Genomic DNA, 22,351 nt, shown 5'->3' with positions numbered 1-22,351 from the left:
TTATTCCTCGGTCAAAAAGGCGCTAAGATCGGGCAAAAGCTCGACCTGTTCCAAGCTGGCAGAGGCGGCCCCCGCGCCTGTCACCAGATCCAAGCTGCTGGGCTGCACATAGCCGATGAACAGACCCGCCATCGCCGCAGAAGCCATCCCCGCCAAGGCCCCTGCCCCGCCGAAAAATCCCGCGAACTGCGCAAAAAGCCCCAGTTTCGGGCGCGCATCAGCCGCGGGCCAAGCCTGCCCCTGCGGCTGATGCGCTGCGGCATCGGCCAAAACCCGCGCCATCACCGCAGCCGAAGGGGCCATTGGCTTTGCTTTGGCCTGTGCAAACAGGGCGTCAAGATCATCCATCATTCGGCCTCCTCATAGCCCAACTCGGCGCGCTGCCCCGCAAGAGCAAGCGTCAGAGCGCGCTTGCCCCGAGCCGTTAAACTTTCCACTGCTTCAACCCCAATTTGCAAGATCTCTGCGATCTCGGGATTGGTTAATCCCTCAATATGACGCAAGACAACAGCGCTGCGCTGGCGCTCGGGCAGGCTTGCCAAAGCCGCATCCAGCGCCGCCATGCGGTCCGCTTCGATCATACCCGCGACGACGGTGGCCGCGTCAGAAGCCGGTTCGGCCACCGCGTCCAAAGCCTCCGCCCCCCGCCTTTGCCGCAGGCGCAGACGGTCGGTACACAGGTTTTGCGCCACCCGGTAAGCCCAGGTCGAGACCTTTGCTTCGCCGCTGCGCCAATCGGGGGCAAGTTTCCACAGCCGCAGCATGGTCTCTTGCGCGATATCCTCTGCCTCGGCGCGATCCGCCAGCAAACGGCCAGCATAGCCCACCAGTCGCGGCATCAGCCGATGCGCCAGCAATCGGGCGGCATCGGGGTCTTTGTTGGCATAAAGCACCAACAAAGCCTCGTCATCCAATTCTGCAAGGGTGTCGCGCGGCATTATCATCCTGCATTTGGCTTAACCGCGCTTGGGCGATCTCGCAATATTTATCGAAAGCGCTCCCCCCCCGCGCGGGGACAAAACGCGAGGGGGGGGCGCAGGCGGCTGGGCTTAGTTGCCATCGCCGACGTGGTCGCGACCATGCCCATCTTTACCATGCCCGTCTTTACCATGCCCGCCTTGGTGATGGCCGCGCTTGTCCATCCGCTCTTGCATCTTTTGCTTGGCGGCATCGAATTCGGCTTGGCTGATTGCGCCGTCTTTGTCGGCATCCATACGGTCAAACATCTTGTCAGCCCGCGGCGGTGCCGGCATTTCCTCTTGCGAGATCAGGCCGTTGCCGTCTTTGTCCATCCGTTTGAACATCTCGGCTGCACGGTCGGCTTTGCGCTTGGCCATCATCGTGTCATGGGCGACGGACATTTCCTCGGGCGAGAGGCCGCCGTCTTTGTTGGTGTCAGCCTCGGCAAAGCGCGCGGCCTTAAAAGCCTCGATCTCGACCTTGGTGACCTTACCATCCTTGTCGGCATCCATCGCGGCAAAGTCGAACATCGGGCCGGCACCACGCGCCATGCCCTCGGGGCCCATGCCGCTGTCTTGGGCATAGGCCGCAGCCCCCATCAGCATGGCAGCCACGATCAAAGCCGAACCGGTAAGTTTATTCTGTGACATTGTCATCTCCTGCTCTGCGCCAAGGCCGTGCTGCCGTGGCGTTCATGTCAGACAAACGCGCCAGCGCCGGCTTTCCGTCGCGCTCCGTTGCAAAAACTTGCGACAAAGCAGCACCCCCCCTCAACAAGGCGGGCGCGATACGCTATAAGCAAGGGCCAAACCAGAGGTAGAGCTATGACCCATCCCATCCATGACGCCTATGCCGAACGCCCCTTGGGCCCTGCTTTGCGCCGTGGCTGGGCGCTGCGCTGCCCAAATTGCGGCAATGGCCCCTTGCTGAAGGGCTATTTGAAGGCGCGCAGTGGCTGTGCGGTTTGCGGCCAGGATCTGACGCCGCAGCGCACCGATGATGGACCTGCCTATCTGACAATTCTGATTGTCGGCCATGTGATGGCGCCGCTGTTGATGTTTGTCTTTATACATTACCGTCCCGAGCCGATCACCATGATCACCGGATTCTCGATCTTTACCGTGGCGCTGTCGCTGTATCTATTGCCAAGGATCAAGGGCGCGATGATCGGGCTGCAATGGGCCAAGCGGATGCATGGTTTTGGCGCGCCCGATCAAGACCCTGCGCTTGCCGGTGAGTGAGCCTATTCGCCCCGCAGCCACGGTGATTTTGTGGCGGAAATACGGCGAGGGCTTTCAAATCCTGATGGGGATGCGCGGCCATGCGGCGGCGTTTATGCCGTCGAAATATGTGTTTCCGGGCGGGGCGGTCGATCCGGAAGACCGCAGCGCGGCGCCAATTGGGCTGACGCCAGACTGCGCTGCGCGTTTGGCGCTGCACTGCCCCGAAGGCGCGCCCCATGCGGGCACGCTGGCGCGCGCGGCCTTGCGTGAATTGCACGAGGAAACCGGATTGCAGATCACCTCCCCCCTGCCGGGCGATCTGCGCTTTGTGTTTCGCGCCATCACCCCGCCCGGGCGCAGCCGCCGCTTTGATGCGCGGTTTTTTCTGACCCCCGCAACCCGGATCACCGGCGATGCCGAAGGCTTTTCGGCCGCAGGCACCGAGCTGTCGCATCTGCATTGGATCGGCCTGAGCGAGGCGCGCGCGCTGGATCTGCCCTTTATCACCGAGGTGGTGCTGTCCGAGGTTACCGCCCTGCTGGGCGGCCTAAAGCAAGACGGCGTGCCGTTCTTTGACAATTCGGGCGATGTGCCCTGTTTTCGCAGGCTTTAATCGGCGTCAGACCGGCGCACCGGCCAAATCGGATGCGGCACCTGCTCTTTGGCGCGCCACAGGTATTGGCGGAAAATCTCGGCATAGCTGCGGTAAACATAGGCGCCGTTGCGACGGCGAAATTGCTCTTTGCGGTCTTGATAAAGCCGCGGCAGATCATACCAAGGCACATTTGGCATGCAGTGATGCACCACATGGAAGTTATTGTTCAAAAACAGATAAGACAGCGGGCCGCGGTCTTCGACAATCGCGGTGCGGCCGCGCGGCAGATCATGGGCGCGGTGTTCAAGATAGGTGCGGATCTTCAACAGCGCCGTGCCCAGATAGACCGCCAGCAGATAGGCCCAAAACGGCATCGCGGCCCAAGCCAGCGCCAATAGCACCAGCGCCACACCGCCAAGATGCAGCGCATAAGACAGCCACAAACGCGGCGCCCCGCGCAGCATCTTGCGCGCGTCTTGCGCCAAAAAGCTGATGGTGCCCAGCACGGGGCCAACCACCATCCGGCCCGCAAGCGTGTTGTTGATCCGGCACAGCCCCTGCATCACAGGCGACAGCCGCACCCAGACGGCGGGGTCCATATAGTTGGATTCGGGGTCGTCATAGGGGTCGGTCAGCGCGGGGTCAAAGTGGTGCTGCAAGTGGGTATCTTTGAACCGCAGATAGCTGATGAAAATCGACAGCGCCGGAAACACCAGCGCTTCGTTCAGCCATTGGGTTTTGAACGGGTGGCCGTGAATGACCTCGTGCTGCAAGGATCCGTGCAGCGCCACGCCAAGGCCCGCCAAGATCAGCGACAGCAAAGGCGCGCTGGACCACAGCCACAGGCCCAAGCCCCAAATCGCATAGCATCCTGCCAACATCAGCAGCGTTGGCCACTCTACTTTGCGAATTTGGTTCAATTTGGTCCCCATCAGACATGTTCAGACAGGCTTACCACTTGCCTTGTGGTGCCGGAACTCGGAAGATACGCAAGGTAAAGTCAATTTTGGCTTAGAAAGTCACCACATGCCGGATTTAATCGACAAACGCGACCGCGCCACCCTGTTCCGCAGCCGGCTTGCGCAGGCGATGGCGCAGCGCGGCATCAGCCAAGCCGCGCTTGCGCGGGCGACGCGGGCGGATCGCTCGACCGTTTCGGCGCTTTTGGCGGCGGGGGTGCGGCTGCCCAATGCCCAGCTTGCCGCCGATTGCGCCGCAAGCTTGGGGGTGTCTTGCGATTGGCTGCTGGGCTTGACCGACCACCCCGAACCCGTGGCCGAACTGCTTGCGGCCTCGGTCCGGCTGACCGAAGCGCCGCGCGCGCTGTTTGACGCAGAAATGATCCAGTGGCACCGCGAGGCTGCGGGCTATAAAATCCGCCATGTGCCCGCGACCCTACCCGATATGCTGAAGACGCCCGAGGTGGTGGCTTGGGAATATGCCGATCATCTGGGGCGCAGCGCCGATCAGGCGGTGGCGGCCTTTGAGGCGCAGCTGGATTGGATGCGCTCGGCGCGGTCAGATTACGAGATCGCGATGCCGCTGCATGAGATCACCGCCTTTGCCCAAGGCAGCGGCTATTGGAGCGGTCTGCCGATCGAGGCGCGGCGGGCGCAGATGGACCGCTTGATCGCGCTGACGGATGCGCTTTACCCCGCGCTGCGGATCTATCTATTTGATGCCCATAGCGTTTTTTCCAGCCCCGTGACGATCTTTGGGCCGCATTTGGCAGCGCTGTATCTGGGGCGGCATTACATCGCCTTTCGCGACCCCGAGCGGGTGCAATCCATCGTGCATCACTTTGATTGGCTGGTGCGCGCAGCGCCTTTTGGCGTGCGCGGGGTGATTGACCATCTGACCGCGCTGCGCGCCAAGATGGATCAGTAGACCACCAGCCGGGTCAGATCATAGCCGTTCCACGCCAAAATCTCGCGCGCGGCTTTCAGACGGTCGGCAGGAAAGCCGCCTCGGTTCAGAATAAAGCCAAAGCTGCCGTCCGGCGTGCCGATCACCAGCGTGCGATAATCGGCATCGGCCCAAAGCACCCACCAGGCGGCGGTTTGGCCTGCGGCGGCAAAGCGGCCCGGGCCTGTGGGCTGCAAGGGGCCTGCGCCGCGCCGCTCTTGTCCCGATTGGCACAGACGATAGGCCGCCTGCAAACCGCGCGCGGTCTGGCGGATCTCGGCCCCGCCGGGCTTGCACCGCCCCGCAGCCCCAAAGCTTGCGACCTGCGTCCAAGTGCCCGCAAGCTTGGGCAGATCCAACACCGCGTTGGAATAGATCGGCGCGTTGAGCGTGCGATAAGGGGCAAGCGCTGCGGGCTCTGGGGCGCCGCCACAGGCCGACAACAGCAACAATAGGGCAATCAGTCGATACATAGGGTTACCTTTGCGCCATCGGCTTGCAAAATCTCTGTGCAGCCCAGCATCGGGGTGATTGGGGCGCAAGTGTTTGATCGCGCGAGGCAATATCCCTCGCAATCGCTGGCCTTGCGGCAGGACTTTCCGGCGTCGGCGGTGAAATGGGTGCAGACCATTGCGCCGCCACGGCCCGCAGGCAGCCAGCTGCCGCGGGATTTCTGACAGGCCAAAGCCTCGGGCGGCAGCGGTGCCTCAGCTGGCGTGGGCGCTGCGACCGGCGCAAGCGTCGTGGTGGTGATCGCGGCCCCGGTGATCTGGTTTTCGGCCACGGGAGCTTTGGCAACCAGCCCCGCGCCAAGCGTGCAGCCGGTCAGCACAAAGGCCAAAACCAAGGCGCAAAGCCCGTGCTTCACGGTCAAAACGGCATCGGATGCGCGCGGTGGGCGGCGTCAATCTCGGCCAAGACCTCGGCCGAAAGCGTCAGGTCAGCCGCGCCAAGGGCTGTATCAAGCTGCGCAAGCGAAGTCGCGCCAATGATCGGAATGCAGGGGAAAGGCCGCGTGCGGCAAAAGGCGATGGCCATTTGTGCCGCATCTAACCCGTGGCGCGCGGCGATGCCCATATAGGCGGCCACGGCGGGGAAAACCTGCGGCGTCACCCGCCCCGAAAGATCGGCGTTCAGCGCGCGGCGCGAGCCTTCGGGCGTGACATCGCCCGCATATTTGCCGGTCAGCAGCCCCGTGGCCAGCGGCGAGAACGCCAGCAGCGGCATCTCTTCCAGCGCCGAAAGCTCGGCCCAATCGGTGTCAAAATGCCGGCACAGCAGCGAATATTCGTTCTGCACCGTGGCCATGCGCGGCAGGCCATGCGTCTGGGCCAGTGCCAGCCACTTTGCCGCCCCCCATGCGGTTTCATTCGACAGCGCGATATGGCGGATCTTGCCCTCGGCGATCAGCGCGGCGGCCACCTCCAGCACCTCGATCATATTGGCCTCGATCTCGGCCCGGTTTTGCCCCGAGGGGTTATAGCCCCAGTTGCGGCGAAAGTGATAGACTGCGCGGTTGGGCCAATGCAGCTGATAAAGGTCGATGTAATCGGTTTGCAGACGCGCCAGCGACGCCTCGACCGCCGCGCGCAGCACCGCCCCAGTGATCGGCCCACCCTCGCGCGCCACGCCCTTGCCACCCGGCACCTTCGAGGCCAGCACCAAGCGCTCGCGCCCGCCGCGCGCGGCCAGCCAATTGCCGATGATGGTTTCGGTCAGCCCCAAAGTTTCCAGCCGCACCGGATTGACCGGATACATCTCGGCGGTGTCCCAAAAGCTGCAGCCGCGCTCAAGCGCGCGATCCATCTGGGCGTGGCCCTCGGCTTGGGTGTTCTGGCTGCCCCAAGTCATGGTGCCAAGGCAGAGGGTCGAGACCTGAAGTCCGGTGGTTCCCAAAGCGATCTGCTGCATCGTGCTCTCCTGTTTTGGGGGAACTTAGGACGGGCGGGCGGCCAAGGAAAGCCCTGCAATGGCGGCTTTGCGAATGCGGTTTGGCAAAGGGCGCGCGCGCACATCCTCTGGCAAGTGGCGCGCGCTTGGGGTAAAGAGCGGCCAAGACATCGAAAGGCTGCGCGCATGGCACGAATTCTGATCACCTCGGCTATCCCTTATATCAACGGGATCAAGCATCTGGGCAATCTTGTGGGCAGCCAATTGCCCGCAGATTTGTTCGCGCGCTACATGCGCGGGCGGGGTCACGAGGTGATGTTCATTTGTGCCACCGACGAACACGGCACCCCCGCCGAGCTGGCCGCTGCCAAAGCCGGCAAGCCCGTCGAGGCCTATTGCGCCGAGATGCACGAGGTTCAGGCCGAGATTGCGCGCGGCTTTCGGCTGTCGTTTGACCATTTTGGCCGCTCGTCCAGCCAGCGCAATCACAAGCTGACCCAAGGCTTTGCAGCCGCACTTGATGCCGCAGGGCTGATCGAGGAAGTGGTCGAAAAGCAGGTGTTCTCGATTGATGACAACCGGTTTTTGCCCGACCGCTATATCACCGGCACCTGCCCCAACTGCGGCAATACCTCGGCGCGCGGCGATCAATGCGAGGAATGCACCAAGCAGCTGGATCCGACCGATCTGATCAACCCGCGCTCGTCGATCTCGGGTTCGACCAATCTGGAGGTGCGCGAGACCAAGCATCTGTATCTGCGCCAGCGCAGCCTGCGTGACAAGCTAGAGGCTTGGATTGACAGCAAAAAAGACTGGCCGATCCTGACCACCTCGATCGCCAAGAAATGGCTGAATGACGGCGAAGGCCTGCAAGATCGCGGCATCACCCGCGATTTGCATTGGGGCATTCCAGTGCAAAAGGGCGATCAGCCTTGGCCGGGGATGGAAGGCAAGGTGTTTTACGTTTGGTTCGATGCGCCGATTGAATATATCGCGGGCACTGCCGAATGGGCCGATGCGCATGGGCTGGACGACGCCGCTTGGCAGCGCTGGTGGCGCACCGATATGGGGGCCGAAGATGTCACCTATTACCAATTCATGGGCAAGGATAACGTGCCCTTCCACACGCTGTCTTTCCCCGCCACCATCATCGGGTCGGGTCAGCCGTGGAAGCTGGTCGATTATCTGAAGTCCTTTAACTATCTGAATTATGACGGCGGCCAGTTTTCCACCAGCCAAGGCCGCGGCGTGTTCATGGATCAGGCGCTGTCGATCCTGCCGTCGGATTACTGGCGTTGGTGGCTGTTGAGCCATGCGCCGGAATCGGCGGACAGCGAATTCACTTGGGAGAATTTCCAAGTTTCGGTGAACAAGGATCTGGCGGATGTCTTGGGCAATCTGGTCAGTCGCGTCACCAAATTCTGCGTCTCGAAATTCGGTGCCGAGGTGCCAGCGGGCGGGGCTTTTGGCCCGCAAGAGGCCGCCCTTATCGCTGATCTGGGCGCGCGCATTACCACCTATGCCGGCCTGATGGAGGCGATGGAGGTGCGCAAAGCTGCCGCCGAGCTGCGCGCGATCTGGGTGATTGGCAACGAATATCTGCAATCCTCGGCGCCTTGGACCGTGGTCAAGACCGACCCCGAGCAGGCGCAAGCGATGATCCGTTTGGCGCTGAACCTGATCCGGGTTTACGCGATCCTGTCGCGGCCTTTCATCCCGGATGCGGCGGCGGCGATGATGGCGGCGATGGGGTCGGACGATTGGACTTGGCCGGATGATATCTCGGCTGCGATGCGGGCGCTGCCTGCGGGTCAGGGCTTTAGCGTGCCTGAAAACCTGTTCCGCAAGATCACCGATGAAGAGCGCGCCGATTGGCAAAGCCGCTTTGCCGGAACCCGCGACTGACGCCAGACTTTGGGCGCAAGCGGGGCAGACACTCGGCGGGAACAGGGGGGGGGCGGCGGCGTGATGGACGAGCAGAGCAGGTTTGTTGCCAAAGGGTCGGCGCATGTCAAACTTGCGGGCCCGATCGAGCCGCTGGACGTCACCTTTGTTCTGCTGCCAAAGTTTACGATGCTGGCGTTTTCCTCGGCGATTGAACCGCTGCGGATGGCCAATCAGCTGACGCAAAAGGTGCTGTTTCGCTGGCAGGTGCTATCGGACGATGGCGGGCCGGTGGCCTGTTCAAACGGCGTGCCGGTGATGGCAGAGGGGGCTTGGGCCAAATCCAAGCCCGAAGGTCTGGTTCTGGTCTGTTCTGGCGTCGAACCCGAAGGCAAGGCCTCGGTCGCATTGGGCGATTGGTTGCGCGCGCTGTGGCGGCGGGGGCGCGTGGTGGGCGGGCTTTGCACCGGAGCCTATGCGCTGGCGCAGGCGGGCATCCTGAAGGGGCACCGCTTTACCATGCATTGGGACAATATCGCGGCCTTTGTCGAAAACCACCCCGAGCTGACCCCGGCGCGGCAGGTGTTTTGCATTGATGACCGTGTGGTCAGCTGTGCCGGCGGCATTGCGGCGGCCGATCTGATGCTCAAGCTGATCAGCGACCGCTGCGGCGCCAAGCTGGGGCAAGAGGTGATGAACATGTGCCTGCTGACGCGGCGGCGCGACGAGGCGGATCATCAGATCACCTCGCTGGCCGCGCGCTTGGGCACCCGCCATAACAAGCTGTTGCAGGCCGCCGCTTATCTGGAAGCGCGGATCGAGGAAGACTTTGATCTGGACGCTTGCGCCGCCCACTTGGGCCTGTCGCGACGCCAGATCGAGCGGCTGTTTTCCAGCCATCTGAACACCACGCCGGTGCGCTATATGAACGATCTGCGCTTGGCGCATGGCCGGTCTTTGCTGGCCGAAACCGATATGAAGGTCAGCGAAGTGGCGCTGGCCTGCGGCTATGCCTCGACCTCGCATTTCTCGAAATCCTTTCGCAAGAAATACGGCACCTCGCCCTATCGGTTTTCGCATTTCGGCGGCTGATTGCCGCGCCCCGCTCTCTTGCACCGCCCCGCCCCAAGGTCTAAGCACGGCCCCAAGAAAAGGAGACGCCGATGCCGAGTTTTCTGTCCACCACCGACGCCGATTTCGAGGCCCGCTTTACAGCCCAACTGGGGATGAAGCGCGAAGAGGCCGAGGATGTCGACCAAGCCGTCAGCGCCATCATCGCCGATGTGCGCGCGCGTGGCGATGCGGCGGTGATCGAGCTGACCGCCAAGTTTGACCGCCTGACGCTGACGCCCGAAACGCTGGCGTTTTCGCCTGCCGAAATCGAGGCCGAATGCGCCAAAGTCGGCGAGGAAGACCGCGCGGCCTTGATGCTGGCGGCAGAGCGCATTCGCGCCTATCACGCGCGCCAGATGCCCGAAGATGCGATGTGGCAAGACGAGGCGGGCGCAAGCCTTGGCTGGCGCTGGACGCCGGTTTCGGCGGCGGGGCTTTATGTGCCGGGGGGGATTGCCTCTTATCCTTCCTCGGTTTTGATGAATGCGATCCCTGCCAAAGTTGCCGGGGTTGCGCGGCTTGCGATCACCTGCCCCACCCCGGACGGCGTGGTCAACCCTTTGGTTTTGTTGGCCGCCCGCATTGCTGGCGTTGATGAGGTTTACCGCATTGGCGGCGCGCAGGCGGTGGCGGCCTTGGCCTATGGCACAAAAACCATTGCTGCGGTCGATAAGATCACCGGCCCCGGCAATGCCTATGTGGCAGCGGCCAAGCGGCGGGTGTTTGGCCGTGTTGGTATTGATATGATCGCAGGCCCCTCCGAGATTTTGGTGATTGCCGATGGCGATAACGATCCCGATTGGATAGCGCTTGATCTGTTAAGCCAAGCCGAACACGATGCCTCGGCGCAGTCGATTTTGATCACGCCGGACGCAGGCTTTGCCCGTGCCGTGGTGGCGGCGGTGGAAAAGCGGCTGGAAACGCTGGAGCGCCGCGCGGTAGCGGGCGCGTCTTGGCGCGACAATGGCATGGTGATCGTGGTGCGCGATCTGGATGAGGCCGCTGCCCTGTCAAACCGCATCGCCCCCGAGCATTTGGAGCTTTGCACCGCCGACCCCGAGGCTTTGTCGCAGGCGATCACCCATGCCGGTGCGATTTTCCTTGGCGCTTGGACGCCCGAGGCGATTGGCGATTATGTTGGCGGGCCGAACCATGTGTTGCCGACGGCGCGGTCGGCGCGGTTCTCTTCGGGGCTGAATGTGCTGGATTTTCTGAAACGCACCACGCTTGCCAAGATGACGCCCGAGGCTTTGCGCAAGATCGGCCCTGCGGCCGAGCGGCTGGCGATTTCGGAAAGCCTGCAAGCGCATGGGCTTTCGGTGCGCGCGCGGCTGGATAAATTAAACGCAGCCGATTGAGAAAAAGCACCGCCTGCGCGGGCAAAGCGGAATGGCGGTTGAATTTGGCCGCCGAACCGCTCAGGCTGGCACGGCATGACTGTTCAGGACCCGCCCGATGACCAACCGAATCTGCGCCATTGAGATCGACGAAAAGGGGCTGGTGCGCCCCACGCCCGAGATCGAGCAAGAGCGCAAAGTCGCGATCTTTGATCTTTTGGAGGAGAATTCCTTCACCCTGCCCGCGCGCGAGGATCGTGCTGCGCCGGCAGGCCCCTACCGCTTGGGCCTGTCGATCCGCGAAGGCCGTTTGGTGTTTGAACTCAGCACCGAAGCCGGCGATAAGGTTGGCGAATTTCATCTGTCGCTTGGGCCGTTCAAGCAGGTGGTGAAGGATTACTTTCAGATCTGCGAAAGCTATTTTGATGCGGTCAAACGCCTGCCCCCCAGCCAGATCGAGGCGATTGATATGGCGCGGCGCGGCATTCACAACGAGGGCGCCTCGGTGCTGCAAGACCGGCTGAACGGCAAGGCCGTGGTGGATATCAACACGGCGCGGCGATTGTTTACCTTGATTTGTGTGATGCATTGGGGCTGATGATGGATTTTCCGCAAGCGGTTCTGTTTTGCTGTGATCACAACGCCGTGCGCTCGCCGATGGCCGAAGCGATGATGAAAAAGTTCTACGGCCAGCGCGCCTATGTGCAATCCGCGGGCTGCAAGAATGATATGGAGATTGACGGGTTCTCTATCGCGGTTTGTGAAGAAATTGGCGTGGAATTGTCACGCCACCGCGCGCGCTCTTTTGCCGAAATGGAGACGCATGGCGAAGATCTGGGCCAGTTTGATCTGATCATCGCGCTGTCGCCCGCCAGCCAGCACGCCGCACTGGATCTGACCAAGACCTATCATCTTGCGGTGGAATATTGGCCGATCATCGACCCCACCGCCTTGGGCGAGACCCGCGAGGCCAAGCTTTCGGCCTACCGCCAAGCCCGCGATCAGATCAAAGAGCGGGTGATCGCCCGCTTTGGTCCGCCAAGCCTGCCTTAGGCAAAGATCACCTCGACGCGCAAACCGGGGTTTTCGTCTGACAACACAATCTGCGCGCCAAGGCGGGTGGCGATGGCCTTGACCAGCGCCATGCCTAGCCCATTGCCGCCGCCGGTGCGGTTGGGGTCCAGCCGGTAGAACAGCTCGAACACCTTGTCCCGTTCGGCGGCCGGAATGCCGGGGCCGCTATCTGCGACCCAAAGTGCGACGCCCTTGGCGCGCGGCGCAGCACCCAAGACAATCGCGGTGCCTGCGGGGCAATGGTTGATGGCGTTTTGGATCAGATTTGCCAGCAACTGCGCCAACATCGCTGCATCGCCCTGCACGCTGAGGGCCTGCGGTGTGGCCAGCAAGGTCAGGCTCTGGCCGCGCTCCTCGGCCAAAGGCGCAAAGGTTTCCGCCAGATCCGCCAGCAAAGGCGCCACCGCCACCGCCGTCAGCCGTAGATCCGCCTGCGCGGTTTCCAGCCGCGAGATCCGCATGATGGCGTCAAAGATGCTGTTCAGCCGGCGCAACTCGGCCTCGATGCCGTCGATCAAATCACGCGCATCGCCGCCCGCGTCCAGCGAGGCTTGCGCACTGTCGATCAGCAAAAACGCCCGCGACAAGGGCGTGCGCAGATCATGGGCGATGGCGGCAGCACTGGCGCGGGTGGTCTGCATCAGCACCGAAAGCCGGTCTAGATGCAGGTTGATCGCTTGGCTGACGCGGTCGATCTGGTCTTGCGCGGCAGAGATCGGCAGCCGCGCGCCGACCTCGCCTTGGCTGACGCGGTCCAGCGTGGTGGCCATGCTGTCAAGCTTGCGCAGGGTTTGCAGGCTGGCGGCAAAGCCCAGCAGCAAAAAGGCCGCCGACATCACGCCGCCCAAGCCGACAAAGGCCGCGATCATGCGGGCCTCTTGGGTTTCGACCGCTTCCAAACTGCGCCCCACCACCAAGGTCAGGCTGCCAATCCGGTCTTTGTGGATGTAGAAATTCGAGGTCTCGGAGATATCTGCGGCCGAGGTAAAGACCCTGACCGTCATGTGATTGGTGGACCAGCCCGCCAGATTGGGCGGAATGCTGATATTGCCGGCAAGATTGTTGCCTTGGCTGTCAAACAGCCCGATCACCCGCTGTTTTTCGCCCAAAGGTTGGCGCAGATCGTTGATCACCTCGACCAAAGCCTGCGGTCCGCCCTCGCGGTAGATCTGCGCCAAGGCCAAACGGTCGCCGCCGATCTGGGTTTCAAGGGCTGCCAACATCTCGCGTTGCAGATAGAAATAGGCGCCAACCGAGGCCAGCGTCAAAATCAGCAGCAAAATCGCCGTGGCGCGCACTGCGGTCTTGAACGCCGCCCCCGAGGTAACGCTAGCGTGGTCCATGCATCGAATACCCCGTCGAGCGCACCGTGTGGATCAGCGGCAGATCAAAGGGCTTGTCGATCTTGGCGCGCAGGCGGCTGACATGGGTTTCAACCACGGTGGTATTGGGTTCAAAGTTGAAATTCCATACCTGTTCCAGCAGCATCGTGCGGGTGACCACGCGGCCTGCATTGCGCATCAAAACTTCAAGCAGCGCGAATTCTTTTGATTGCAGTTCAATCACTTGCCCCTGCCTGCGCGCGGTGCGGGCCAAAAGATCGAGGCTTAGATCGTGAACCGTCAGCACAGGAGTTTCAGTGCTGTCTTTGTGGCGCCGCGACAAGGCCACCACCCGCGCCAGCAGTTCGGAAAAGTGAAACGGTTTGACAAGATAGTCATCCGCCCCCGCAGCCAGCCCTTCGACCCTGTCGCTGACATCGGCCAGCGCAGTTAAAAACAACACAGGAGTTTGATTGCGCGCGGCCCTAAGCGCACGCACCACCGAAAGCCCATCCATCCCCGGCATCATCCGGTCCAAAATCGCCAGATCACAGCTGTTATAAAGACAATAGGTCAGCGCCTCGCGGCCATCGGTGACATGATCCACCGAATGGCCGTTTTCACTCAGGCCATTGGTGATAAAGCTTGCGACCTTGGGATCGTCTTCTGCCAGCAGGATTTTCATCTTTGGTCCTATTTGGCCAGGTCTTGGCCGTTTTTTGATTTTGACGCAAAAGCCCGTGCAAATCCAGCTTTGCAGCCCTGCTTTACGCCGAAGTAAACTTCGGGCAAAGCTTGCGCGGCAGTAGGCTTGCACAAGCAGGTGATCGTGCGGCGGCCGGTGGGGCCCAAGAAGACCGGAGTATATGTGAAGAACCCGACCCTTCAGAGCATGGGCCGCTGCGCGCGGGTGGGCCAAGGACTTTGGCAAAGGCTGAGGGTATTGCAGCAGATCAAGCTTGATCTGCTTAAGGAACACAATGGAAAACGATGAACCAAAGCCCTGGCAGGCTTGGCTGGCGCGGATGCAGGCGCATCGCGGGCTGCGGCTGCTGGGATCGCTGGCGGTGGCGGCGGTTGGGATCTATGCGCTTTATGTGATGGCCGGGCATGTGACCTGGTCCGAGGTCAAGGCAGATTTGCAAGCGGTGCCGGGCTCTGTGCTGGCTTGGGCGATTTTGGCGGCAACCTTAAGCTTTGCCTCGCTGGGGGCTTATGATGTGTTGTCGGTCAACAGCATGGCGCCCAAACGCGTGCCAAGCTGGGTGTCTTTGCTGACGGGGGCAAGCGGCTATGCGATTTCCAATCTGCTGGGGGCGTCTTGGCTGACGGGCACGGCGGTGCGCTACCGCATTTACGGGCGACGCGGCTTGGATTTTGCGCAGGTTTTGGCGGTTCTGGCGGTGTCTTGGTCGGCGTTTTGGATGGCCTCGCTGCTGATATTGGGCGCTTTGATGGTGCTGCATCCGGCAGGGCTTGCGGCGGTTTTGCCGCTGTCGGGCGGGGCAGAGCTGGCCTTGGGTCTGGCGATTTTGCTGGTTTTGGGCGGGTTTTTGCTGTGGATCGGTCGCGGCGCGCGCGGGTTTCGGCTGGCGGGCAAGACCTATAACCTGCCCAGTTTGCAGCTTGCCTTGGCGCTTATGGCGGTGGCGGTGGCGGATCTGATCTTTGCCTCGGCCACGCTTTATATCTTGATGCCTGCCACGGTGACGACAAGCTATGCGGTGCTGTTTGTGGTGTTTATCGCAGCCCTGACCTTGGGCATCATCAGCCACACCCCGGCAGGTGTGGGGGTGTTCGAGGCGACGATCATCCTTGGCTTGGGCGCGGTCGGTCGGTCGGATGTGCTGGCGGGCTTGGTGCTGTTTCGGCTGGTCTATACCGTGCTGCCCTTTGTGGTGGCAGGGCTGGGGCTGGCCGTGGTTTGGCTGGTGCAGCATTTTCGCCCAGCACCTAAGGGCTGAAATGCAAAGGGCAGGCAAGGCGTGATGCCCCCCCTGCCCTGAACCGCCCCATATCAGGCCGCTGCTCTGCCACAGCGGCCCAAAGCGTTACATCGTGGCGATAACGGCCCCGATGAACAGCGGTTTTCCGTCCCGCAGCACCCGCAACAGCACTGCCGATTTCTGCGGCGCGCCCGCGATGGCACGGCGCAAGGCCGCAGCGCTGTCGACCGGCTGCCCTGCCGCCTCGACAATCACATCGCCCGATTGCAGCCGGTCGGCATTGTCGGAACTGGCCGCGACCTTATCCACCACCAGCCCCGTGACATCGCCGGGCAGGCCAAGGCTTTGTGCGACATCTGGCGTCAGCGGCTGCACGCTCAGCCCCAAGGGCGCAATCGCATTGCCGGTGCCATCGGTTGCCGAGGCGCTGGCCAGTTGCAGCTTGTCAGCCGAAAGCGTGCCGATGGTCACGGCGACGCTTTGCGGCTTGCCATCGCGCAGGATCGACAGCTGGGCAGTCTTGCCGCTGGCAATCCCCGCCACCAGAACCGGCAGCGCGTGGGTCTTATCGACCGCGGTGCCGTCAACAGCGATGATCACATCGCCGCTTTGCAGATCGGCCTTGGCGGCAGGCCCATCGGGCTGCACCGAGGCCACAATCGCGCCGCCTTGCGACGCCAGCCCAAGCGCTTGCGCAAGATCAGGCGTGACGGTCTGGATCATCACCCCCAGCCAGCCGCGATTGACCTGACCGTGATCGCGCAGCTGCGCCACCACATCGGCGATGGTCTGGGCGGGCACCGAAAAGCCAATACCAACCGACCCGCCGCTGGGGCTGTAGATCGCCGTGTTCATCCCCACCACATCGCCTGCGGTGTTAAACAAGGGCCCGCCCGAGTTGCCTTTGTTGATCGCGGCATCGGTCTGGATAAAGTTGTCATAGGGGCCTGCATGAATATCGCGCCCCAGCGCCGAGACGATGCCCGAGGTCACCGTGCTGCCCAAGCCAAAGGGGTTGCCGATCGCCACCACCGCATCGCCCACCCGCAAGGGATCGGCATTGCCAAGCTTGGCTGCGGGCAGATTTGCAGCCCCTTCCAGTTTGATCAGCGCGACATCGGTCATCGGATCGGTGCCGATGACATGGGCGGTATAGCTCTTGCCATCTTGCAGCGTGACTTTGATCGCGGTTGCACCTTTGACCACATGGTTGTTGGTGATCACCTCGCCATCAGCCGAGATGATAAAGCCCGAGCCCAAGCCATGCATCACCCCGCCATTGGGCTGCTGGTCTGGCACTTGGTTTTGATCGGGGCTTTGGCCAAAGTTCTGATCGGGCATGCCAAAGCGCTTCATAAACTCTTGAAACGGATCGGCGGTGTTCTGGGCGCTGGCCATCTCGGCGGCATCAGATTTGGCGGTCACTTCGATATAGACCACCGAAGGCGTTACTTTTTGCACCAAATCGGCATAGCCCGACAGCGGCACTTCGGCGTGCAGCGCGGTCACAGCAGAGGGCAAGGCCAAAGTTGCAGCCAGCGTGCTGGCCATCAAGGCAGCCCGCAACGAGGCATGCAGGCGAAAGGACAAAGGCTTGGACATGGAGTGCTCCTGAAACAAGGGCCCGCAGCGGCGGGTCGGTGTAAATACCCTCGCGCCCAGCGCTGTCGCGCGGTTTGCGGAAAACTTACCGTTTTGTAACCTCGCGGCTTCGTGATAGATCTGCGACACTTTACCAAATCGCGGTGACACCCCCGATAGCCTATCTCGCAGATACAGCGCGCGCTTTGCGCGACAGGAGACTGCTATGGATTTCGGCTTTTCTGCCCTTGATCTGGCCCGAGCACAATTTGCCTTCACAATTTCGGCCCATATCATTTTTCCAGCCTTCAGCATCGGGCTGGCCAGCTTTTTGATGGTGCTAAACGGGTTGTGGCTGTGGCGTGGCGATCCGGTCTATCTGCGGCTTTTCAACTACTGGAAGACCATCTTTGCGGTGGTCTTTGGCATGGGTGTGGTGTCGGGCATTGTGATGTCTTATCAGTTTGGCACCAATTGGGCGGTGTTTTCCGACAAAGCCGGCCCGGTGATTGGGCCTTTGATGGGCTATGAAGTGCTGTCGGCGTTTTTCCTAGAGGCGGGCTTTTTGGGCATCATGCTGTTTGGCCGCGAACGGGTTGGGCCGCGTCTGCATATGGCGGCGACCACGATTGTGGCGGCGGGCACGCTGTTTTCAGCGTTTTGGATCCTGAGCGTGAACAGTTGGATGCAGACCCCTGCGGGCTATGCGATCAACGAGGTGGGCCAGTTTATCCCCGACGATTGGCTGGCGATTATCTTTAACCCGTCTTTCCCCTACCGCTTGGTGCATATGGTGCTGGCGGCTTATCTGACCACGGCTTTTGTGGTTGGCGCCGTGGGGGCATGGCATTTGATGCGCAGCCCTGAAAGTGCGTCAGCACGGGTGATGTTTTCCATGGCGATGTGGATGGCGCTGATTGTCACCCCGCTTCAGATCGTGGCAGGCGATGCGCATGGCTTGAATACGCTGGAACATCAGCCCGCGAAAATCGCCGCGATGGAGGGGCATTTTGAAAGCTATCCCGAAGGCCGCGTGCCGCTGATCCTGTTTGGCATCCCCGATGACAAGAACGAGACCGTGCATTACGCGCTCGAGATTCCCTTGCTGGGCAGTCTGATCCTGACGCATGATCTTGATACGCCGATGCAGGGGCTTGATGCCTTCCCACCCGAGGATCGCCCGAAATCGGCGCTGATCTTCTGGACCTTCCGCATCATGGTGGCGGCTGGCTTTGCCATGCTGGCGATTGGGCTTTGGTCGGCAGTTGCGCGCTGGAAGGGGCGGCTTTATCAGGCAAAATGGCTGCACCGCGCCGCCTTTGTGATGGGACCATCGGGGTTTTTGGCGGTGCTTTGCGGTTGGATCACCACCGAAGTTGGCCGCCAGCCCTTTACCGTCTACGGGCTGCTGCGCACCGCGGACAGCGCCTCGACGCTAAGTGCGCAAAGCGTTGGCACCTCGCTTGTGGCCTTTATTCTGGTCTATTTCTTTGTCTTTGGGTCGGGCACTTTTTACGTTCTGCGATTGATGTCAAAACGGCCCAAGGATCAGATTTCACTGGAAAAGATCGGCCCAACCCGCAGCGCAGGCATCACCCAGCTTGCAGGCATGCCCCCTAAGGGAGACGCGAAATGATCTTTGATCTTGCCTCAATCTGGGCGGCGCTGATTGCCTTTGCGGTGCTGGCCTATGTCTGTCTGGATGGCTTTGATCTGGGCATCGGGATCTTGTCGCCTTTCTTGAAGGATCGCGGCGAAAAGCATCTGGCGATGAACACGATTGCCCCGGTGTGGGATGGCAATGAGACTTGGCTGGTTTTGGGCGGTGGCGGGCTGTTTGCGGTGTTTCCGCTGGCCTATGCCATTGTGATGCCAGCGCTTTATCCGCTGATTATCGTCATGCTGCTGGGGTTGATCTTTCGCGGCGTCGCCTTTGAATTCGTGCATCGCACCAAGCGGATGCAGGGGTTTTGGGAATGGGGTTTTGCGCTGGGGTCTATCCTTGCAGCTATAGCGCAGGGCTTGGCGCTGGGGGGATTGGTGCAGGGCATCACCGTGCAGGGCCGCAGCTTTGGCGGTGGCACATGGGATTGGCTGACGCCGTTTTCGGTGCTGACGGCGGTGGCGCTGGTGGCGGGCTATGCGCTGCTGGGTGCGACATGGCTGAACATGAAGACCGAAGGCGCGTTGCAAGCCCGCGCCCAAGCCATCGCCAAGCCGCTGGCCTTGGGCTTTGTGACGCTGATCGGCGCGGTCAGCCTTGCCACTGTCTTTGTGCGGCCCGAGTATATGGCGCGCTGGTTTGGCTATCCGACCATCGTGTTTTCGCTGACCGTGCCGCTTTTGGTGCTGGCGGTGGCTTGGGTGCTATGGCGCGGTTTGCGCGATGGCCATGACGGGCGGCCTTTTGTTGCCACCTTGGGGCTGTTTGCGCTGTCTTATATCGGGCTTGGTATCAGCTTTTACCCCCATATCGTGCCGCCAAGCCTGACCATTGCCGAAGCCGCAGCGCCAGAGTCTTCGCTGGCCTTTCTGCTGGTGGGGGCCTTGGTGCTGATCCCGATGATTCTGGCCTATACCGCCTATTCCTATTGGGTGTTTCGCGGCAAGGTTCGGCCTGAAGATGGCTATCACTGATGCGGCGCTGGCTGTGGTTTGTGGGGATTTATCTGGCGGGCATCGTGGTGATTGGCACCATCGCGATGCTGATCCGCATGGTCTTGATCCCTTAGCTGCCCGCAGGGCGGCGTGCCTAACAGGTCGTGCCAAACAGTTCGTGATTGGCGCGCGGCGCTCTCCTCTGCTATTGGCGTAAAACCGCAAAGCTGGGGATCTGGGGCCGCCGTGAATGATTGACGCAAAACTTTTGCCGCTGCAACGCAGGCTTTTGGCAGGTCCGGCGCGGCTGATGGTGGCGCGCGGGATTGGCGCGGATGAGATCAGCATTGCAGGATTTTGCCTTGGGCTGTTGATCCTGCCCGCGCTTTGGCTGGGCCAGTATCACACCGCGCTGGTGATCTTGGCGCTGAACCGTCTGGCCGATGGCTTGGACGGCGCCGTGGCGCGGCAGGTTGGGCCGACCGATCGCGGCGCTTTTCTGGACATCTGCCTTGATTTTCTGTTCTACGCGCTGCTGCCCTTGGGCTTTGCGCTGGCCGATCCCGCGCAAAACGCGCTTTATGCAGCGCTGTTGATCGCAAGCTTTGTCGGCACCGGATCGTCATTTCTGGCCTTTGCAGCCATTGCCGCCAAGCGCGGCGAAACCACAAAGGCCTATCCCAACAAGGGCATCGCCTATCTGGGCGGGCTGACCGAAGGCGCTGAAACCATTGCGATTTTTGCACTGATGTGCCTGTTCCCCGCAGGGTTTCCGCTGCTGGCGCTGCTGTTTGCGCTGGCCTGCGCGCTGACCACCTTGGTGCGCTGGCGCATGGGCTGGCAGGCCTTTACCACGATGACAACTGAAAAGGATATTTGATGCGTTTTGCCTCGTTAACCGCCCTTTGCCTGAGCCTTGCCACCCCCGCGCTTGCCGATTGGCCGCAAACCCTAGAGGCCGCGCGCGGGCAGACGGTTTATTGGAACGCCTGGGGCGGCGATGCGCGCACCAATGCCTTTATCGCTTGGGCCAGCACCCAGACCGAGGCGCGCTACGGCGTCAAGATCGAGCAGGTCAAGCTGACCGACACCGCCGAGGCGGTCTCGCGCGTGTTGGCCGAACAGGCGGCGGGGCAAAGCAGTGGCGGCTCGGTCGATATGATCTGGATCAACGGGCCGAATTTTCTGGCGATGAAGCAACAGGGCCTGCTGCATGGCCCCTTTGTCGCCGATCTGCCGAACGCTAAATATCTGAATCTGGGGCCAAATGCGCCTGCTTCAGTCGATTTCACCGTGCCGGTCGAGGGCATGGAATCGCCTTGGCGTTTGGCAAAGTTTGTCTTCAGCTATGACAGCAAACGGGTGCAGGATATGCCCGAAGATATGGCGGGTTTTGTCGCTTGGGCCGCCGCCCACAAGGGCCGCTTGACGCATCCTGCGGTGTCGAACTTCATGGGGGCGACGTTTTTAAAGCAAGCGCTGATCGAGCTTGCCCCTGATCCCGCAGCGCTGCAACAGCCGGTGACCGAGGCCGCCTTTGCCGCGCAAACCGCGCCGCTTTGGGCTTGGTATGACGCGCTGCGCCCGAACCTGTGGCGGCAAGGCGAAACCTTTCCCGAAAACGAATCGGTGCAAGCCCAGATGCTGAACGACGGCGAGATCGACATCGCGATGTCTTTTGATCCGGCCAGCACTGCGGCGGCGATTGCCGATGGCACTTTGCCCGAAACCGCGCGGGTCTGGGTGCCAAAGGCGGGCTCGATTGGCAATATCAGCTTTGTCGCCATTCCTTTTAACGCAGCCCATGCCGCAGGGGCCGAGGTGGTGGCGAACTTTCTGCTAGAGCCTGCAACCCAAGCGCATATGCAAGATATCTCGGTGCTGGGAAGCTTTTCGGTGCTGGACAGCGCCAAGCTGGATGCGGCAGGGCTTGCGGCCTTTGCAGCCCTGCCCAGCGCGCCCGCCCTGCCCGCTTTGGCCGATCTGGGCCCGACCCTACTGGAGCCGCACGCAAGCTGGATGAGCCGGCTGACCGAAGACTGGGCAAAGCGTTACACCAAATGAGGCCAGAGGGCCAAGCGCTGCGCCGCTCGGTGCTGATCGTGGTGGTTTTGGCCGTGGTCTTGCCGATTGTGGCGGGCGCGGGCCAGACCCTGCGCACCGCCTTTGGCCTGCATGAGGGTTTGGGCGGCGGGCTGTCGCTTGCGCCCTGGAGCCAGCTCTTTGCCCTGCCCGGCATGGCAACCAGCCTGCGGTTAAGCCTGATCACCGGCATCGGATCGACTCTGCTGGCGTTGATCTTGGCGCTGGGGCTTTGTGTCGCTTTGCAAACCAGCGGGCGCGCGGGCTGGGGCGCGCGGGCGCTAGCGCCCGTGCTGGCGGTGCCGCATGCGGCGGTGGCGATTGGCTTTGGGTTTTTGATTGCGCCTGCGGGTTGGATTGCGCGGCTGCTGGCGGCAGCGCTTGACTGGCAGGACCCCCCACTTGTGGCCACGGTGCAGGATGCGGCGGGGCTGGCGCTGTTGCTGGGGCTGGTGGTGAAAGAGCTGCCGTTTTTGCTGCTGGTGATGCTGGCGGCGGCGCGGCAACTGCCGATTGCCACAAGCTTGGCGCTGGGGCGGTCTTTGGGCTATAGTGCTGCTGCGGTTTGGCTGCGGCTGATCTTGCCGCAGCTTTGGCCGCTGATCCGCCTGCCGGTCTTGGTGGTGCAGGCCTATGCGCTGTCTTGCGTCGATATGGCGATGATCCTTGGCCCTTCGAACCCGCCGACGCTGGCGGTGGCGGTGACGCGCTGGTTTGGCGACCCGGATCTGGCGATGGTCTATCCGGCCTCGGCCGGGGCGGTGCTAAGTGCGGCACTGGTGGCGCTGGTCTTGCTGGGCTGGGGGCTGGCCGAGCGCGGGCTGGCGCGGGCGGGGCTGAT

Annotated in this window: 23 protein-coding genes and 1 pseudogene; 14 read left to right on the top strand and 10 right to left on the bottom strand. The window is 61.9% G+C overall.

What is annotated here, in order from left to right:
• The 3 genes from V7Q10_RS11280 to V7Q10_RS11270 form a co-directional block, all read right to left on the bottom strand.
• Positions 1-351 carry a dihydroorotate dehydrogenase gene (locus V7Q10_RS11280; RefSeq protein ID WP_333869201.1) on the bottom strand — a complete coding sequence of 117 codons (351 nt, stop codon included), beginning with the start codon at positions 349-351 and terminating at the stop codon, positions 1-3.
• Positions 348-944 (bottom strand): RNA polymerase sigma factor, encoded by a 597-nt coding sequence (locus V7Q10_RS11275; RefSeq protein ID WP_333869200.1) that lies wholly within the window; start codon positions 942-944, stop codon positions 348-350. The genes V7Q10_RS11280 and V7Q10_RS11275 overlap by 4 nt, the downstream gene beginning before the upstream one ends.
• A 105-nt stretch (positions 945-1,049) precedes the next feature.
• Entirely contained in the window at positions 1,050-1,610 is a 561-nt protein-coding gene (locus tag V7Q10_RS11270; RefSeq protein WP_333869199.1) for an EF-hand domain-containing protein, read from the bottom strand.
• A gap of 174 nt (positions 1,611-1,784) precedes the next feature.
• Between V7Q10_RS11270 and V7Q10_RS11265 the strand changes: the two genes are divergently transcribed.
• Together V7Q10_RS11265 and V7Q10_RS11260 are read left to right on the top strand one after the other, a co-directional pair.
• Positions 1,785-2,201, top strand: a complete 417-nt coding sequence (locus tag V7Q10_RS11265) for a DUF983 domain-containing protein (RefSeq protein WP_333869198.1) — start codon at positions 1,785-1,787, stop codon at positions 2,199-2,201.
• Entirely contained in the window at positions 2,155-2,796 is a 642-nt protein-coding gene (locus V7Q10_RS11260; RefSeq protein WP_333869197.1) for an NUDIX hydrolase, read from the top strand. The genes V7Q10_RS11265 and V7Q10_RS11260 overlap by 47 nt, the downstream gene beginning before the upstream one ends.
• Here V7Q10_RS11260 and V7Q10_RS11255 read toward each other — a convergent pair.
• Positions 2,793-3,698 carry a fatty acid desaturase gene (locus V7Q10_RS11255; protein WP_333869196.1) on the bottom strand — a complete coding sequence of 302 codons (906 nt, stop codon included), beginning with the start codon at positions 3,696-3,698 and terminating at the stop codon, positions 2,793-2,795. The genes V7Q10_RS11260 and V7Q10_RS11255 overlap by 4 nt on opposite strands.
• A 106-nt stretch (positions 3,699-3,804) precedes the next feature.
• Between V7Q10_RS11255 and V7Q10_RS11250 the strand changes: the two genes are divergently transcribed.
• Positions 3,805-4,665, top strand: a complete 861-nt coding sequence (locus V7Q10_RS11250; RefSeq protein ID WP_333869195.1) for a helix-turn-helix domain-containing protein — start codon at positions 3,805-3,807, stop codon at positions 4,663-4,665.
• Here V7Q10_RS11250 and V7Q10_RS11245 read toward each other — a convergent pair.
• Genes V7Q10_RS11245 through V7Q10_RS11235 form a run of 3 tightly spaced genes read right to left on the bottom strand, consistent with a single transcriptional unit; the run spans position 4,659 to position 6,594 of the window.
• A complete protein-coding gene (locus V7Q10_RS11245) occupies positions 4,659-5,156 on the bottom strand; it encodes a lipocalin family protein (protein WP_333869194.1) in 498 nt (165 codons plus the stop codon). The two genes, V7Q10_RS11250 and V7Q10_RS11245, sit on opposite strands and share 7 nt — an antisense overlap.
• On the bottom strand, positions 5,144-5,557 hold the full coding sequence (locus V7Q10_RS11240; protein WP_333869193.1) for a hypothetical protein: 414 nt from the start codon (positions 5,555-5,557) through the stop codon (positions 5,144-5,146). The genes V7Q10_RS11245 and V7Q10_RS11240 overlap by 13 nt, the downstream gene beginning before the upstream one ends.
• Positions 5,554-6,594, bottom strand: a complete 1,041-nt coding sequence (locus V7Q10_RS11235; protein WP_333869192.1) for an aldo/keto reductase — start codon at positions 6,592-6,594, stop codon at positions 5,554-5,556. The genes V7Q10_RS11240 and V7Q10_RS11235 overlap by 4 nt, the downstream gene beginning before the upstream one ends.
• A gap of 165 nt (positions 6,595-6,759) precedes the next feature.
• Here V7Q10_RS11235 and metG point away from each other — a divergent pair, with 165 nt between their 5' ends.
• From metG to V7Q10_RS11210, 5 genes are all read left to right on the top strand, one after another.
• A complete protein-coding gene (gene metG, locus V7Q10_RS11230) occupies positions 6,760-8,478 on the top strand; it encodes a methionine--tRNA ligase (protein WP_333869191.1) in 1,719 nt (572 codons plus the stop codon).
• Positions 8,479-8,541: 63 nt separating this feature from the next.
• The gene (locus V7Q10_RS11225) at positions 8,542-9,549 is read left to right on the top strand and encodes a GlxA family transcriptional regulator (protein WP_333869190.1); all 1,008 of its coding nucleotides are present in this window, start codon (positions 8,542-8,544) and stop codon (positions 9,547-9,549) included.
• 71 nt (positions 9,550-9,620) lie between these two features.
• Positions 9,621-10,928: a histidinol dehydrogenase gene (gene hisD, locus V7Q10_RS11220; protein WP_333869189.1), complete on the top strand. Its 1,308-nt coding sequence runs from the start codon at positions 9,621-9,623 to the stop codon at positions 10,926-10,928.
• A 97-nt stretch (positions 10,929-11,025) separates the two neighbouring features.
• Positions 11,026-11,505, top strand: a complete 480-nt coding sequence (locus V7Q10_RS11215; protein ID WP_333869188.1) for a UPF0262 family protein — start codon at positions 11,026-11,028, stop codon at positions 11,503-11,505.
• Complete coding sequence (locus tag V7Q10_RS11210; RefSeq protein WP_333869187.1) at positions 11,505-11,960, top strand: arsenate-mycothiol transferase ArsC; 456 nt, start codon at positions 11,505-11,507, stop codon at positions 11,958-11,960. Before V7Q10_RS11215 ends, V7Q10_RS11210 begins: the two co-directional genes overlap by 1 nt.
• Here the strand turns inward: V7Q10_RS11210 and V7Q10_RS11205 are convergent.
• A complete protein-coding gene (locus V7Q10_RS11205; protein ID WP_333869186.1) occupies positions 11,957-13,324 on the bottom strand; it encodes a sensor histidine kinase in 1,368 nt (455 codons plus the stop codon). The two genes, V7Q10_RS11210 and V7Q10_RS11205, sit on opposite strands and share 4 nt — an antisense overlap.
• Entirely contained in the window at positions 13,311-13,988 is a 678-nt protein-coding gene (locus tag V7Q10_RS11200; RefSeq protein WP_333869185.1) for a response regulator transcription factor, read from the bottom strand. The genes V7Q10_RS11205 and V7Q10_RS11200 overlap by 14 nt, the downstream gene beginning before the upstream one ends.
• A 295-nt stretch (positions 13,989-14,283) precedes the next feature.
• Between V7Q10_RS11200 and V7Q10_RS11195 the strand changes: the two genes are divergently transcribed.
• Positions 14,284-15,267 carry a lysylphosphatidylglycerol synthase domain-containing protein gene (locus V7Q10_RS11195; RefSeq protein WP_333869184.1) on the top strand — a complete coding sequence of 328 codons (984 nt, stop codon included), beginning with the start codon at positions 14,284-14,286 and terminating at the stop codon, positions 15,265-15,267.
• A gap of 87 nt (positions 15,268-15,354) precedes the next feature.
• Here the strand turns inward: V7Q10_RS11195 and V7Q10_RS11190 are convergent, their stop codons facing one another.
• Complete coding sequence (locus tag V7Q10_RS11190) at positions 15,355-16,851, bottom strand: DegQ family serine endoprotease (RefSeq protein WP_333869183.1); 1,497 nt, start codon at positions 16,849-16,851, stop codon at positions 15,355-15,357.
• Positions 16,852-17,056: 205 nt separating this feature from the next.
• Here V7Q10_RS11190 and V7Q10_RS11185 point away from each other — a divergent pair, with 205 nt between their 5' ends.
• The 5 genes and pseudogenes from V7Q10_RS11185 to V7Q10_RS11165 all read left to right on the top strand — a co-directional run.
• Positions 17,057-18,466: a cytochrome ubiquinol oxidase subunit I gene (locus tag V7Q10_RS11185; protein WP_333869182.1), complete on the top strand. Its 1,410-nt coding sequence runs from the start codon at positions 17,057-17,059 to the stop codon at positions 18,464-18,466.
• Complete coding sequence (gene cydB / locus V7Q10_RS11180; RefSeq protein ID WP_333869181.1) at positions 18,463-19,467, top strand: cytochrome d ubiquinol oxidase subunit II; 1,005 nt, start codon at positions 18,463-18,465, stop codon at positions 19,465-19,467. Before V7Q10_RS11185 ends, cydB begins: the two co-directional genes overlap by 4 nt.
• A gap of 211 nt (positions 19,468-19,678) precedes the next feature.
• Positions 19,679-20,308 (top strand): CDP-alcohol phosphatidyltransferase family protein, encoded by a 630-nt coding sequence (locus V7Q10_RS11175; RefSeq protein WP_333869180.1) that lies wholly within the window; start codon positions 19,679-19,681, stop codon positions 20,306-20,308.
• Complete coding sequence (locus V7Q10_RS11170; protein ID WP_333869179.1) at positions 20,308-21,492, top strand: ABC transporter substrate-binding protein; 1,185 nt, start codon at positions 20,308-20,310, stop codon at positions 21,490-21,492. Before V7Q10_RS11175 ends, V7Q10_RS11170 begins: the two co-directional genes overlap by 1 nt.
• Positions 21,489-22,351 (top strand): annotated as a pseudogene (locus V7Q10_RS11165) (ABC transporter permease); the annotation flags it as partial. The gene V7Q10_RS11170 and the pseudogene V7Q10_RS11165, both read left to right, overlap by 4 nt.

This window comes from Cypionkella sp. (assembly GCF_036782355.1).
Lineage (GTDB): Bacteria > Pseudomonadota > Alphaproteobacteria > Rhodobacterales > Rhodobacteraceae > Cypionkella.
The sequence above is the reverse complement of the archived record's forward strand: the minus strand, read 5'-3'. Positions and strand labels throughout refer to the sequence as shown.